The 14515-nt window shown below is 60.3% G+C and carries 10 protein-coding genes, 4 tRNA genes and 3 rRNA genes; all 17 read right to left on the bottom strand.

Annotated elements, in window-relative coordinates; all coding sequences use genetic code 11:
• Positions 1-53: 53 nt before the first annotated feature.
• Positions 54-4130 carry a DNA-directed RNA polymerase subunit beta gene (gene rpoB, locus HXS66_RS14965; protein WP_077373342.1) on the bottom strand — a complete coding sequence of 1359 codons (4077 nt, stop codon included), beginning with the start codon at positions 4128-4130 and terminating at the stop codon, positions 54-56.
• A gap of 206 nt (positions 4131-4336) precedes the next feature.
• Positions 4337-4705, bottom strand: coding sequence for a 50S ribosomal protein L7/L12 (gene rplL, locus HXS66_RS14960; RefSeq protein WP_043334886.1), 369 nt, complete (start codon positions 4703-4705; stop codon positions 4337-4339).
• Between the two features lie 95 nt (positions 4706-4800).
• A complete protein-coding gene (gene rplJ, locus HXS66_RS14955) occupies positions 4801-5310 on the bottom strand; it encodes a 50S ribosomal protein L10 (protein ID WP_065392618.1) in 510 nt (169 codons plus the stop codon).
• A gap of 261 nt (positions 5311-5571) precedes the next feature.
• Positions 5572-6264 carry a 50S ribosomal protein L1 gene (gene rplA / locus HXS66_RS14950; protein WP_065392620.1) on the bottom strand — a complete coding sequence of 231 codons (693 nt, stop codon included), beginning with the start codon at positions 6262-6264 and terminating at the stop codon, positions 5572-5574.
• A gap of 2 nt (positions 6265-6266) precedes the next feature.
• Complete coding sequence (rplK, locus tag HXS66_RS14945; protein ID WP_043334893.1) at positions 6267-6698, bottom strand: 50S ribosomal protein L11; 432 nt, start codon at positions 6696-6698, stop codon at positions 6267-6269.
• A 117-nt stretch (positions 6699-6815) separates the two neighbouring features.
• On the bottom strand, positions 6816-7349 hold the full coding sequence (nusG, locus tag HXS66_RS14940) for a transcription termination/antitermination protein NusG (protein ID WP_065392619.1): 534 nt from the start codon (positions 7347-7349) through the stop codon (positions 6816-6818).
• Between the two features lie 10 nt (positions 7350-7359).
• A complete protein-coding gene (gene secE / locus HXS66_RS14935) occupies positions 7360-7728 on the bottom strand; it encodes a preprotein translocase subunit SecE (protein WP_043334897.1) in 369 nt (122 codons plus the stop codon).
• A gap of 77 nt (positions 7729-7805) precedes the next feature.
• Positions 7806-7881: transfer RNA gene (locus HXS66_RS14930), tRNA-Trp, on the bottom strand.
• Positions 7882-8044: 163 nt separating this feature from the next.
• A tRNA-Thr gene (locus tag HXS66_RS14925) sits at positions 8045-8119 on the bottom strand.
• 35 nt (positions 8120-8154) lie between these two features.
• Positions 8155-8228: transfer RNA gene (locus HXS66_RS14920), tRNA-Gly, on the bottom strand.
• 46 nt (positions 8229-8274) lie between these two features.
• A tRNA-Tyr gene (locus tag HXS66_RS14915) sits at positions 8275-8358 on the bottom strand.
• A 111-nt stretch (positions 8359-8469) separates the two neighbouring features.
• A complete protein-coding gene (locus HXS66_RS14910; protein ID WP_077373339.1) occupies positions 8470-9309 on the bottom strand; it encodes a type III pantothenate kinase in 840 nt (279 codons plus the stop codon).
• Positions 9306-10286 (bottom strand): biotin--[acetyl-CoA-carboxylase] ligase, encoded by a 981-nt coding sequence (locus HXS66_RS14905; protein ID WP_077373336.1) that lies wholly within the window; start codon positions 10284-10286, stop codon positions 9306-9308. Before HXS66_RS14905 ends, HXS66_RS14910 begins: the two co-directional genes overlap by 4 nt.
• A 91-nt stretch (positions 10287-10377) precedes the next feature.
• The gene (locus HXS66_RS14900) at positions 10378-13263 is read right to left on the bottom strand and encodes a DUF2339 domain-containing protein (RefSeq protein WP_176503956.1); all 2886 of its coding nucleotides are present in this window, start codon (positions 13261-13263) and stop codon (positions 10378-10380) included.
• Between the two features lie 516 nt (positions 13264-13779).
• Positions 13780-13895: ribosomal RNA gene (gene rrf / locus HXS66_RS14895) — 5S ribosomal RNA — on the bottom strand.
• Positions 13896-14136: 241 nt separating this feature from the next.
• Positions 14137-14252 (bottom strand): 5S ribosomal RNA (gene rrf, locus HXS66_RS14890).
• A 138-nt stretch (positions 14253-14390) separates the two neighbouring features.
• Positions 14391-14515, bottom strand: a 23S ribosomal RNA gene (locus HXS66_RS14885); the annotation flags it as partial.

The following is a 14515-nucleotide window of genomic DNA, read 5'->3' as shown; positions in this document are numbered from 1 at the left end:
CTGGCTGCTGACACCAGGCTTTGCGGACCGTCAATACTTGTGGCTTTTCGGCGTCAGCCTTCCAGCTCCATGTCGATACCCAGCGAGCGGATTTCCTTCACCAGCACGTTGAAGGATTCGGGCATGCCCGCCTGCATGGTGTGATCGCCATCTACGATGCTCTTGTACATCTTGGTACGGCCTTCCACGTCATCGGACTTGACCGTGAGCATCTCCTGGAGGGTGTAGGCAGCGCCGTACGCCTCGAGGGCCCAGACCTCCATCTCACCGAAGCGCTGACCACCAAACTGCGCCTTACCACCCAGCGGCTGCTGCGTGACGAGGGAGTAGGAGCCGGTCGAACGCGCATGCATCTTGTCATCCACCAGGTGGTTGAGCTTGAGCATGTACATGTAACCGACGGTCACCTTGCGATCGAACTTCTCGCCGGTGCGGCCATCGTAGAGGTCCATCTGTCCGGAATCAGGGATACCGGCCAGCGTGAGCAACTGCTTGATCTCGTGTTCCTTGGCGCCATCGAAGACCGGCGTCGCCATCGGCACGCCCTTCTTCAGGTTGTGCGCCATGGTGATGATCTCGTCATCACTGAGCACGGAGAGGTCTTCCTGGCGGCCACCGACGGTGTTGTACACCTTGTCGAGGAACTCGCGGATCTGCTTGACCTGCTCGGCACGCTCTTCGCGCAGCATGTGCTCGATCTTCACGCCCAGACCACGCGCGGCCATGCCGAGGTGGGTCTCGAGGATCTGACCGACGTTCATGCGCGACGGAACACCCAGCGGGTTCAGCACGACATCTACCGGCTCGCCGTAACCATCGAACGGCATGTCTTCCACCGGCATGATCGCGGAGATGACACCCTTGTTACCGTGACGACCGGCCATCTTGTCACCCGGCTGGATACGGCGCTTCACGGCGACGTATACCTTGACGATCTTGAGCACGCCCGGTGCCAGATCATCGCCCTGGGTGAGCTTGCGCTTCTTGTCTTCGAAGCGCTCGTCCATCTCGCGACGACGGATCTCGAGCTGCTCATCGGCCTGGGCCAGCAGCTCATTGAGAGATTCGTCCTGCAGACGCAGCTTGAACCACTCCTGACGCGGCAGGGCCTCGAGGTAGTCATCGGTCAGCACGTCGCCCTTCTTGAGCTTCGGACCACCGTTGACCGCCTGACCGACCAGGTTGCGCTGCAGACGCTCGAAGGTCGCCTCTTCCGCGATGCGGTAGGTTTCCTGCAGGTCCTTGCGGACCTCGGCCAGCTGCATCTGCTCGATGGAGAGCGCACGCTGATCCTTCTCGACGCCGTCACGGGTGAAGACCTGAACGTCGATGACGGTGGCCTTCATGCCGGTCGGGGCACGCAGAGAGGTGTCCTTCACGTCGGACGCCTTCTCGCCGAAGATGGCACGCAGCAGCTTTTCTTCCGGCGTCAGCTGGGTCTCGCCCTTCGGCGTGACCTTGCCGACCAGGATGTCGCCCGGATTCAGCTCGGCACCGATGTAGACGACACCGGACTCATCCAGCTTGGAAAGTGCGGACTCGCCGACGTTCGGGATATCGGAAGTGATTTCTTCCGGCCCGAGCTTGGTGTCACGCGCGACACAGGTCAGTTCCTGGATGTGGATGGTGGTGAAGCGATCTTCCTGCACCACACGCTCCGAGAACAGGATGGAGTCCTCGAAGTTGAAGCCGTTCCAGGGCATGAACGCCAGACGCATGTTCTGACCCAGTGCCAGATCCCCCATGTCGACGGACGGGCCGTCGGCCAGGATATCGCCGATGGCGACTTCGTCGCCCGGGCGCACGATCGGACGCTGGTTCTGACAGGTGTTCTGGTTCGAGCGGACGTACTTGGTCAGGTTGTAGATATCAACGCCGGCTTCACCGCCGATGATCTCTTCTTCCCGCACACGCACGACGATACGCTTGGCATCGACGGAGTCGATGACACCGCCACGACGTGCCACGGCGCAGACGCCGGAGTCACGCGCCACGAAGCGCTCCATGCCGGTACCGACCAGCGGCTTGTCAGCCTTCAGGGTCGGAACGGCCTGACGCTGCATGTTCGCACCCATCAGGGCGCGGTTGGCATCATCGTGCTCGAGGAACGGGATCAATGCCGCAGCGACGGAGACGACCTGACGCGGAGACACGTCCATCATGGTGACCTTTTCCGGCGCCATGAAGGTAGTCTCGCCGCGGTGACGTACCTGAACCAGGTCGTCGACCAGACGGTTGTTCTCGTCGACGGTCGCGGAGGCCTGGGCGATGATGAAATCGCCTTCCTCGATCGCGGACAGATCGACGACGTCGTCGGTGACCTGACAATCCACGACCTTGCGGTACGGCGTCTCGAGGAAGCCATAGCTGTTGGTCTTGGAGTAGGTCGCCAGGGAGTTGATCAGACCGATGTTCGGGCCTTCCGGCGTCTCGATCGGGCACAGACGGCCGTAGTGCGTGGCGTGAACGTCACGAACTTCGAAGCCGGCGCGCTCACGGGTCAGACCACCCGGACCAAGCGCGGAGACACGGCGCTTGTGCGTCACTTCGGACAGCGGGTTGTTCTGATCCATGAACTGGGAGAGCTGGCTGGAACCGAAGAATTCCTTCACCGCCGCCGCAACCGGCTTGGCGTTGATGAGATCCTGCGGCATCAGGCCTTCGCTCTCGGCCATGGAGAGACGCTCCTTGACCGCACGCTCGACACGGACCAGACCGACACGGAACTGGTTTTCCGCCATTTCGCCCACAGAGCGAATACGACGGTTGCCCAGGTGGTCGATGTCATCGACATCGCCATTGCCGTTACGGATGCTGATCAGTTCCTGCATGACGGTCAGGATATCGTCCTGATCGAGCACGCCGCTGCCGGTATCGCTTTCGCGACGCAGGCGACGGTTGAACTTCATGCGACCCACGCCCGACAGGTCGTAGCGGTCTTCGCTGAAGAACAGGTTCTGGAACAGTGATTCTGCCGCGTCCTTGGTGGGCGGCTCGCCCGGACGCATCATGCGGTAGATCTCGACCAGTGCCTCGAGCTGGTTACGCGTGGTATCCAGCTTCAATGTGTCAGACACGAACGGACCGCAATCCAGATCGTTGGTGTAGATGACCTCGAACTGGGTGATCTTGGCCTGAGCCATCTTCTCCAGCAGTTCCGGGGTGATCTCGCTGTTGCATTCGCACACCAGCTCACCGGTGGCCGGATCGATCTGATCCTTGGCCAGCACCTTGCCGTAGAGGTACTCCATCGGCACTTCGAGACGCTCGAGGCCGGAGTTTTCCATCTGACGGACGTGCTTCTGGGTGATGCGACGACCTTCTTCCACGATCACGCTGCCATCGGCATCCTTGATGTCGAAGGCGGCAGTCTCGCCACGCAGGCGTGACGGCACCAGCTCAACGGAGAAGCCGCTGCGCTCGATGTGGTACATGGTGGTATCGAAGAAGGTACCGAGGATCTCTTCGCTGGTCATGCCCATGGCACGCAGCAGCACGGAGGCCGGCAGCTTGCGACGACGGTCGATACGGACGTAGACGTTGTCCTTCGGGTCAAACTCGAAGTCCAGCCAGGAACCGCGGTAAGGAATCACACGTGCGGAGTACAGCAACTTGCCGGACGAGTGGCTCTTGCCCTTGTCGTGATCGAAGAACACACCCGGCGAGCGATGCAGCTGAGACACGATGACACGTTCAGTACCATTGATGACGAAGGTACCGTTCTCTGTCATCAGGGGGATTTCCCCCATGTAGACTTCCTGCTCCTTGATGTCCTTGATCGCCTTGTTGGACGATTCCTTGTCGTAGATCATCAGGCGCACTTTCACGCGCAGCGGTGCAGAGTAGGTCACTCCGCGCAGCTGACATTCCTTTACGTCGAACGCCGGCGTACCGAAACGGTAGCTGACATACTCGAGCGCTGCGTTGCCAGAGAAACTGGCAATCGGGAACACGGACTTGAAGGCAGCGTGAAGGCCGACTTCCAGGCGCTGTTCTGGCGCCCTGTCCTGCTGGAGAAAGTCGTGGTAGGAATCAAGCTGGATGGCCAGCAGGTAAGGCACATCCATCACTTGGGGCAGTTTGCCAAAATCCTTGCGGATGCGTTTTTTCTCAGTGTATGAGTAAGCCATCTGTATTCCCCAGCTTGTTCACCTTGGGTGACCGATGCGTGGTCGGCTCATACCTGATGGCGCGGCGATGTCCATCAGGCGCGGACGGCAAGCCTCCCTTGCGGGCTGGCTCGCCGTCATAATTCGTCTTGCAACAGAAAAAGGCTGGTGGCGGAGTCCGCCACCAGCCAGGAAGCTTACGCAGCGTGCGTAGCCTGGAACACGAGTTACTTGAGTTCCACGGACGCGCCAGCTTCTTCCAGCTTCTTCTTCGCTTCTTCAGCGTCTTCCTTGCTCACGCCTTCTTTCAGGGTGGCCGGAGCGCCGTCAACAGCTGCCTTGGCTTCTTTCAGGCCCAGGCCAGTCAGTTCGCGAACAGCCTTGATGACGTTGACTTTCTTGTCACCAGCAGCAGTCAGAACGATGTCGAACTCGGTCTGTTCTTCAGCGGCTTCACCTGCAGCGGCCGGGCCAGCAACGACGGCGGCAGCGGCAGAAACGCCGAACTTCTCTTCCATTGCTTCGATCAGCTCAGCCACTTCCATGACGGTCATGTCAGCGACGGCGTTGATGATGTCTTCTTTGGTCAGTGCCATTTTAGCAATCCTAAACTTTGCGGAGCAAAGATGCTCGGTCAAACGGAAATCGATTCAGGCTGCACGAGACAGCCAGGAGGAAGAAGCGACGCTTACTACGCGGCGGCTTCGGCTTCCTGCTTCTGATCGCGCAGTGCTGCGATAGTACGGACCAGCTTGCCTGCAGAAGCTTCCTTCATGACAGACAGCAGCTTGGACAGTGCTTCGTCGCGGGTCGGCAGAGATGCCAGACGGTCGATGTTGGCCGCCGGGATGAACTCGCCTTCGTAGGCCAGTGCCTTGACTTCGAATGCCTCGACCTTCTTGGCAAACTCCTTGAACAGACGAGCGCCAGCGCCCGGGTGTTCCATGGAGAATGCAAGCAGGGTCGGGCCGACGAAGGACTCGTTCAGCACCTCGTAAGAGGTACCGGACAGCGCACGGCGAGCCAGGGTGTTGCGAACAACACGCAGCTGGACGCCCGCTTCGCGGCACTGCTTGCGCAATTCGGTCATTGCGCCAACAGTTACACCACGAGAGTCGGCAGCGACTACGGAGAGAGCACCCTTGGCGGTTTCGCTGACCTCAGCAACAATTGCCTTCTTGTCTTCGAGACCTAAAGCCACGGTGTTGACTCCATTTCGTGCCGGGGAACGAATTCCCCAGTGGTTTACCATCTCTCTCACCTGAACTGCGCGGGAGAGTCTTGGAGGATGGCTGCCACCAGCGAGGCTGGGACACCATCTGCGCAGGCTGCGCGCGATGCAGGCATCACGTCGCGATTAAGCCAGCCCTGCCACCGAAGCGACAAGGCTGGCACCTGCGGTCTTTGACGGCGCCCCGCGGCTGAGCACGGGGACCGCAAAGTGAAACATTCTGTGACTGCCTTACGCGTACTTGGCGTGATCGACGGTCAGACCCGGGCCCATGGTGCTGGACAGGGTGATCTTCTTCAGGTAGATACCTTTGGAAGTGCTCGGCTTCAGCTTCTTCACTTCGGCGACCAGGGCGTCGATGTTACCCTGAATCGCGTCTGCACTGAAGTCGATCTTGCCGATACCGGCGTGAATGATGCCGTTCTTGTCAGTACGGAAACGCACCTGACCTGCCTTGGCATTCTTCACGGCAGTCGCGACGTCCGGCGTCACGGTACCGACTTTCGGGTTCGGCATCAGGCCGCGCGGGCCGAGGATCTGACCCAGCTGACCGACGACGCGCATGGCGTCCGGAGAAGCGATGACGACGTCGAAGTCCATCACGCCTTTCTTGACCTGCTCAGCAAGATCGTCCATGCCGACGACGTCTGCACCGGCTTCCTTCGCTGCTTCAGCGTTGGCGCCCTGGGTGAAGACAGCGACACGCACGTCGTTACCGGTGCCGTTCGGCATGACGGTAGCGCCGCGAACGACCTGGTCGGATTTACGCGGATCGACACCCAAGTTCAGAGAGACTTCAACAGTCTCCTTGAACTTGACGGTGGACAGCTCGGACAGCAGGGCGACAGCTTCTTCGACGCTGTAGACCTTGCCGGATTCGACTTTTGCGTTGATCGCCTGGGCGCGCTTTGAAATCTTGGCCATGATCAAAGACCCTCCACGTTCAGGCCCATGCTACGGGCAGTACCGGCGATGGTGCGAACAGCAGCGTCCAGATTGGAAGCTGTCAGATCCGGTTCCTTGGTGGTCGCGATCTCTTCGAGCTGAGCGCGAGTCACGGTACCGACCTTCTTCTTGTTCGGCTCGCCAGAACCGGACTTCAGACCAGCAGCCTTCAACAGCAGGACGGCGGCAGGCGGCGTCTTGGTGACGAAGGTGAAGCTGCGGTCGGAATACACGGTGATGACCACAGGAGTCGGGAGGCCCGGCTCGACGTTCTGGGTAGCGGCGTTGAACGCTTTACAGAACTCCATGATGTTGACACCGTGCTGACCGAGGGCAGGACCCACGGGCGGGCTCGGGTTAGCTTTACCGGCTGCGACCTGCAGCTTGATGTAAGCCTGTACTTTCTTGGCCATGATAGGACTCCATTTTGGGTGGTAGCGCCTTGCGGCTCCCCGTGAAACCGGGCCGCCTCAGGCGACCCGTCGTGTTGCCGTGATGCTCGTATCCAGACAGGAAAGGTGATCCAGAGATCAGTCCTTCTCGACCTGCGAGAACTCGAGCTCCACTGGCGTGGCACGCCCGAAGATCAGCACGCTGACCTGCAGGCGGCTCTTTTCGTAATTCACTTCTTCGACGACGCCATTGAAATCGGCGAAAGGACCGTCGGTGACGCGCACTGTCTCGCCCGGCTCGAAGAGAGTCTTCGGACGCGGCTTGTCAGTACCGTCCTGAACGCGACGCAACATGGCGTCGGCTTCTTTCTGGGTGATCGCAGCCGGCTTCTCCGGCGTGCCACCGATGAACCCCATGACGCGCGGGGTTTCATTCACCAGGTGCCAGGACTGATCATTCATGTCCATCTCGACTAGCACGTAGCCTGGATAGAACTTGCGCTCACTCTTGCGGCGCTTGCCGTCACGCATCTCGACGATTTCTTCCACAGGCACCAGGATCTCACCGAAGTGTTCTTCCATGGCATACAGCTTCACACGCTCATTCAGGGAGCGCATGACCTGCTTTTCGAAACCGGAATAGGCGTGTATGACATACCAACGCTTGGACATGGAAACTCCGTTAACTGACGATGCCGGACATCAGCCAGCCGAGGGTGGTATCGATGAGCCATAGCAACAGGCCCACGATAAGCACGGCACCCAGCACGATGGCAGTTGTCTGGACAGTTTCCTGTCGGGTCGGCCAAACGACGCGCTGGATCTCGCGGCGCGCACTGCTTGCCAGCTCGACGACATCACGACCCTTGTTGGTCGTGATGGCCAGAGCAGCCGCTGCAACGCCAAGCACGACGACGCCAAGCACGCGATAAAGCAGCGCTTGGTCAGCAAAATAGGCGTTGCCGGCAACAGCCAGCACAAGAAGAATGACAACGACCGACCACTTGAATCCGTCGTGGCGCGCTTCCTGCACCTCGGCGTTCTGTTTCATCAAAGAGACTCCTCAAGGGTGCAGCGATCGCTAGAATCGAGAATCGGTAAGAAGTCGAATACCATCCTGGGGAAGGATGGCAGGCCAGGAGGGAATCGAACCCCCAACCTGCGGTTTTGGAGACCGCTGCTCTGCCAATTGAGCTACTGGCCTGTAACACTTGCGTGTTCCAGAGACTAAAAACAAGGCTGAATTAACAGCGGGCGCCATCATAGCTGAGACAACCCATACTGACAAGCCTTATCTTTGACCGCGACCTGGGAGGTCGTCGGAAACGAAAAAGACGAGCCAAACTGCGACTCGCCTTTCCGTTGTATGGAGCTCGTGGGCGGATTTGAACCGCCGACCTCACCCTTACCAAGGGTGTGCTCTACCCCTGAGCTACACGAGCAAAACCTTTGCGCAACCTCGTCATACGAGATGAACTGGAGCGGGCAGCGGGAATCGAACCCGCGTCATCAGCTTGGAAGGCTGAGGTTCTACCATTAAACTATGCCCGCTTTCCAACTCTTGCTGCCCAGATGAACATGCCATCATGAGCGAATCTGGTGGTGGGGGAAGGATTCGAACCTTCGAAGCTTTCGCGGCAGATTTACAGTCTGCTCCCTTTGGCCACTCGGGAACCCCACCTCTTCTATGGCGACAAATCTTACGTCGCTTGGGATACGCTGTCAAGTGCTTGATTTCTTTTGACTTCAAGCGCTTGAGGGAATGTATCTCCTCAGAACGGGGCGTAGTATGTCAAAGCATCTGGGTAAGTGCAAGCCCTGAGCGAAGTTTTTCCAGATCAGCAACGCGCGGCTGCTCCGGCGCCCCTGACAGGCGTCCGGCACGCTCCGCCGCTGTCAGCGGGAAAAGCGCCTCGAGACCGGCATAGACCATGTCCGGCCATAATGCATGAGGAACCCGCAGGCCTCTCGCTACCACGCGTGCATCCCCTCCGGTCAGCAACAGCGGCAGCGCGACCCCCTCACGATCACACACCTCGGCATACAACCGATTGACGGCACTGACCGCCGCCATGTAGATCCCGTGATTGACCGCCTCCACCGTATTGCGTCCCGGCGCCAGCAGGCTGTCCACCTCACTGTCCGGGTCGATGGCCACGTTGCGCGTCCCCAGCTTGAGACTCTCCTTCATCAGGCGTAGCCCGGGAATGATATAGCCCCCGAGATGCTTCCCGCCAGGCAACACGAAGTCCACGGTAATGGCGCTCCCACAGTCCACACTGCAACATCCGCCGGTCAGATGATGCCCGGCAAGCGCGCCAAGCCAGCGATCCACCCCCAATCGCTGCGGCTCTTCATACCCGCAGGTGACCCCCAGCGCCTCACGTGTCGAGCGTGCCACATGCACTGCCCCGACCTGCTTGCGCAGCAGCTCGACGGTCTCATCCAATACCTGCTTCCGCGCCACGCTGGAAATGCGCACTGCCGTGACGACGTCCAGATCGGGAATATCCTCCCCTGGACGCCACTCTTCACGTGTCCATACTGCGCCGCGTGAGCGGATCTCGCTGGAGACAGTGTCCTTGAGACGCCACTTGGACAAGGTATTGCCGATATCAAGATCCAGAATCATGAGACAGCGCGCAGACTGATCTCGCCACCGGCGAGTGTGATGGTTTCGCCATTCATGCGCACCTCGAGATTTCCGTTGATATCCACACCTTCAGCGATGGCTTCCTCCCGCTTGTCGCCTCGCAGAATCACCACATCGCGCCCCTTGAACGCATTGCGCTCATTCCAGCGCTGCTGCCAGGCAGAGAACCCTTCAGCTTCGAACTCAGGCAACAGGGCCAGCAGCGACTCCATCAGGCGAGCCGCATAAGCGTTGCGTGAAGCGCCCGGGATGATGTCACGTACCGCCGCGACCGATTGCCCGATATCCTCGCGATGACTCGCCGGCAACTCGATGTTCAACCCGATACCGATCACGACATCACAAGGCCCGGAGACATCACCTGTCACCTCGACCAGAATGCCGGCAATCTTCGGCTGGTCCTTCTGTATCTGAAGCAGGACGTCATTCGGCCACTTCAGGCGCGCAGGCAACCCATCCGCCTCCAGCACCTCGGCGACTGCCACGCCGATCGCCAGGCTCAAGCCTTCCAGTGACGCGGCACCTGACTCGAAGCGCCAACCAAGTGAGAAGACCAGGCTGCGGCCCCATGGCGTCTGCCACTCCCGACCACGACGCCCCCGCCCGGCAGACTGCACCTCAGCCAGGCAGACCTCTGCATGACCCGCTCCCTGGCGAAAGCGCTCACGGATGAAGGTATTGGTGGAATCCAGCGATTCCTCGATGAACAGGCGCTTCAGATGCTTGCGAGTCTCGCGTGGCAGCGCTTCGATGATCCGCTGTCCATCAAGCAACTCGATAGGGTTGGCCAGTCGATAGCCCAACCCCTTCACAGCCTCAAGCGGGATATCAAGCGCCTCAAGTTTCTTGAGCTGCTTCCAGACCGCCGTACGCGACACCCCGAGCTCTTCGCCCAGGGCCTCTCCGGAGTGGTAGTCACCATCTCCGAGCAGGCGAATGAGATCACGGATGGTCATGCGGGGAGCGTCCCTGTGCAAAAGGGCACATTCTATCGGATTCATGGGCTTGCGAGCCAAGAACAACGACCAAAGTTCGGGGGCTTTTCACTCATTCCTGCTCCTCCCTTCGCGTACCGGCCCCTGTCAGGCGCTTGAACAACGCTGACAGCAGCATCAGCACGGTTCCAAGCCCGAGCCATGACCCCACTCGCCACAGGCCATCCAGAGTCGCCGTGTCCCAGAGTCCGACCTTGAGAATCGTCATGACCAACAGCCCCTGTCCGACGCGCTGCCACTGCGGTTGCCCCATTCTGGCACCGCCGATCACGAGACTCGCCGCAACGGCCAGCAAGGCGAGACTATAGGCATAAAGCTCCGCCTGCTCGACCCCGTGCCAGAGCCCGAGCGCCTCACCATGCCAGACATGGCGCAAGCTGAGCCCAATCCATAGCCCGACAGCCAGCAGACCCACCACCTCGCAGAGACGACGCAGCAAGGCAGCATGCCGCGAAAGACGCCATACCAGGGCGGCTCCCAGCGCCGGCAGCGCATAAGCGGGCAATAGCCAGTTCAACAATGGCCAGCGACCGACATCACCGTCCTGCCACAGCGGATTGAATGCCAGAACGATGCCGGCAAGCCAGATGATTCCTGCCAGGCCGCCCACGACGGAGGCCAGCAGGCGGTATAGCGCGACATTCGTCGCCGAACCACGCCCGCGCCAGGCATAGCCCGCCGCCACACCAGCGAGCGCCAACACCTGCAGGGAGAGTTCCGCCAGTGAAAGAGGGCCGGAGAAAGGCTGACCGTCTGTCAGCAGATAACGAATCTCCAGCACTGTCGTGGCGAGCGCAAGCTGAACCACGACCCCTTCCAGCCAGCGCTGGATAGACTTGCGGTGACGCATGCCATGACTGCTGAGGGCGACACAGACAAGCACCGGCAGAAAGACCTGCAACGGCCAGTGACTGATGTCGTCATACGTGCCAGTGACGACACCCCAGGCCAGACGCAGGGCCAACCCCCAGGCAAGCAGGCGCGCCAACTCGGCAAACAGGGAGCGTCCGGCGCCATCCTCATCAGCCTGGAGTCGCCACCAACGCCACTCACACCCCGTCAACCCAAGCAGTTGCAATGCCAACGCCAGTGTCAGCGATGGACCGTCAAGCGCGATCACCAGCGCCAGCGCAATCCCGAATTGAGCGGGCAGCCACAGGCCGGCAGCCAGACGCACTCCTTCTCGCGAATGGAAACGGTTGGCGCCAATCCAACATACCAGCCCCCAGATCAAGGGTGGCATGGCGGCGTTCAGCCATGGGGCCGCTCCACCCTCCGCCTCGACAGGGATGGTGCCGTTCCAGACGGCCAGTCCCCACGCGACCAGCGGTACCAGAGTCGCCATGGCCCACCAGCAGGCAGACAGCATGTGCGCCTGCTTGGCAGGTGCCTGCGAGGCCTGCGGTTTCCAGCAGGCAAGGCCAACCAATCCAACACACAGCGCCATCGGCCCTGTCATCACCCAGATCCCGCTCGCCGTCAGTGGGCTCCATCCCCATGCCAACAACCAGAACGCTACCGCCCCCACCATCATCGACCAGCTAGCCGCCATGTGTCGTGCGGTCCATCCCGTGACCCACAGCAGCAGGACACTCGGCAACCAGTCACCGGGCGCGATGTCATTGGCAGCCTCCAGCCCCCCAACATGGGGCAGCAACAGGCTCATGGCATTGACGGCCCCCAGCAGCAGAGCCGCGATCCAATGACGCTGCACCCGCGGGGAGGCACGCCATGGCCACCAGGTCATGGCCTCCCCCGTGGCACTCACGCCACCCTGCGCGCCATCTGCCACCCCCCGGCCTTCGGATCGTCCAGACTCGTCTCGCCAGGTATGGAGGTACGCAATAGCCAACAGGCACAACCAGAGACCCGCAAGTCCGCGCTCCAGCTCGCCTGAGACAGGTCGCAGATCAACAGTTCCCGCCTCCAGGGGGAGCAGCGCCATCCACCATAGCAAGGCACCGCACAATCCCCCCCAATACAGCCAGTTCAGTCCGATCTTCCGGTGCAGAAGGCGGCATGCCAGGGCGATGACCCCTAGATGCCCCAGCAGCATCAGGCTGGCGGCTCCTCCCAACTGTGCCTGAAGGGGCAAGGCAAGCGGGAGGGCGTAACCACCCAGCATGCCCAGCGCGGCCAGCCATGGGCCATGATGGCGGGCACGCTCCAGCGTCCACAGACTCAGCAGAGCCAACAGCACGAAGGTGACGAGTGGAGAAGCCAACGACAGCAGGTAGTGACCGGCCAATAGACTTGCTGCGGTGACCAGACTTCCCGCACCACTCACGGCTCCGGTCAAGCTGGGAGATTGCGTCGTGCGCCATCGTAGCCATTCAGCCAGCACGATCATGCCGATGCCGAAGCCCAGCCCCAGCGCCAGTCGCATGCCCGGCCCCAGCAGCCCCTGCTCAAGGGAGTAACCCACCAGCATCACGCCCGCCATGACCAGAGACAGGGCACCGACAAGTATCATCCAGTGCTCGCGCATTACCGCGAAGCTCCGCGCCATGGGGGTGCCACCGGCGCGCTCCGTGCTGCCGGTCTCACGCCCCTCCCCCCTGGGCCTGCCAGACGCGCCATGCAGCAAGCGTGTCCATAGCGACTCGAGCAGCTTCAAGGGAGCGGCACCCGCACCCGCATCCGCCTGATGAGAGGATGCCTCGTCAATAGGACTTCGGCTCGCTGCAGCCCTCTTCCCATCAGGTGACAAGTCCCCCTCGGCATCGTCAGTCGTGGTAGAGCCATCATTCGACTTATCCACACCCTGACGCCTGGAGGTGCTGTGTATAAGCTGTGGCCCGACCTCTCGCAGCTGTGCTTCCAGCTTGAGAACACGCTGCTCCAGTCCCTTGATCTTGAGCAGACTGAGCCAACCCGTCAGCGCCCCACCGATGACCAGAACCGCAAACACGGCACCGACCACGATCAACTCGTCCATTGCCTTCCCTGTCATCAAAGAGATATGCCTAGAGACTACGGCATTTTGATCGTCGGCTCATGCCACGAGGGGCAAAGCACCGTCTTTGCACAATCAAGGTCAACCCACGAAAAAGCCCGACTCCAGGAGGAATCGGGCTTCACGTCGAGGCGACAGGGACAGAACTCTCGTATGGATGACTCAGCAGGGTGCACGCCATCCCGTTCTGCATATCACTTTCCTGCGCACCACTTTTTCCTACGCACAAAGAGAACCGCCCCTGCAGCAAGGCTGCAGGGGCGGTTCAGTATAAGTGCCTGACGAGGATCGGGGCGGCCATCCGCTACTCTTACTGGGAGAAACGCTACCCTAGGGACGCGTGACCTTTTCTCATTGCGTGTTCCCAGCACGCCCGGCCCAGCACTCTTTACTCAGCGCAGCTTTTGTCTCGCACACGACTCTTGCCGAGCACCACTTTTCCTACGCACAAAGAGAACCGCCCCTGCAGCAAGGCTACAGGGGCGGTTCGGTATAAGTGCCTGACGATGACCTACTCTCACATGGAGAAACTCCACACTACCATCGGCGCTAAGCGGTTTCACTTCCGAGTTCGGCATGGGATCGGGTGGTTCACGCTCGCTATGGTCGTCAGGCGAAACAGTGGCACCTTGCGGTGCCTGAGTCCCGAGGCTTGTGGCCTCGCGACTCGCAATATGAATCATGCTGACCGATATGTCGTCGATCCTGTCGCAATCCCGGCGGTTTGCCTGCGCAAACCCCTTGGGTGTTATATGGTCAAGCCTCACGGGCAATTAGTACTGGTTAGCTCAACACATTGCTGTGCTTCCACACCCAGCCTATNCAGCTGGGCTGCAGGGGCGGTTCAGTATAAGTGCCTGACGATGACCTACTCTCACATGGAGAAACTCCACACTACCATCGGCGCTAAGCGGTTTCACTTCCGAGTTCGGCATGGGATCGGGTGGTTCACGCTCGCTATGGTCGTCAGGCGAAACGGTGGCACCTTGCGGTGCCTGAGTCTCGAGGCTTGTGGCCTCGCGACTCGCAATATGAATCATGCTGACCGATATGTCGTCGATCCTGTCGCAATCCCGGCGGTTTGCCTGCGCAAACCCCTTGGGTGTTATATGGTCAAGCCTCACGGGCAATTAGTACTGGTTAGCTCAACACATTGCTGTGCTTCCACACCCAGCCTATCAACCTTGTAGTCTTCAAGGGCCCTTCAGGAGGCGCAAGGCCTCAGGGAAGTCTC

The organism is Cobetia sp. 5-11-6-3 (genome assembly GCF_013374055.1).
GTDB lineage: Bacteria > Pseudomonadota > Gammaproteobacteria > Pseudomonadales > Halomonadaceae > Cobetia > Cobetia marina.
The sequence above is the reverse complement of the archived record's forward strand: the minus strand, read 5'-3'. Positions and strand labels throughout refer to the sequence as shown.

What these genes read in the sequence shown, in the direction of transcription:
- rplK (WP_043334893.1), bottom strand. Translation starts at nt 6,698, where the DNA reads ATGGCCAAGAAAGTACAGGCTTACATCAAGCTGCAGGTCGCAGCCGGT.
- HXS66_RS14910 (WP_077373339.1), bottom strand. Translation starts at nt 9,309, where the DNA reads ATGATTCTGGATCTTGATATCGGCAATACCTTGTCCAAGTGGCGTCTC.
- secE (WP_043334897.1), bottom strand. Translation starts at nt 7,728, where the DNA reads ATGAAACAGAACGCCGAGGTGCAGGAAGCGCGCCACGACGGATTCAAG.
- rplA (WP_065392620.1), bottom strand. Translation starts at nt 6,264, where the DNA reads ATGGCCAAGATTTCAAAGCGCGCCCAGGCGATCAACGCAAAAGTCGAA.
- rpoB (WP_077373342.1), bottom strand. Translation starts at nt 4,130, where the DNA reads ATGGCTTACTCATACACTGAGAAAAAACGCATCCGCAAGGATTTTGGC.
- HXS66_RS14900 (WP_176503956.1), bottom strand. Translation starts at nt 13,263, where the DNA reads ATGGACGAGTTGATCGTGGTCGGTGCCGTGTTTGCGGTTCTGGTCATC.
- nusG (WP_065392619.1), bottom strand. Translation starts at nt 7,349, where the DNA reads ATGTCCAAGCGTTGGTATGTCATACACGCCTATTCCGGTTTCGAAAAG.
- HXS66_RS14905 (WP_077373336.1), bottom strand. Translation starts at nt 10,286, where the DNA reads ATGACCATCCGTGATCTCATTCGCCTGCTCGGAGATGGTGACTACCAC.
- rplL (WP_043334886.1), bottom strand. Translation starts at nt 4,705, where the DNA reads ATGGCACTGACCAAAGAAGACATCATCAACGCCGTCGCTGACATGACC.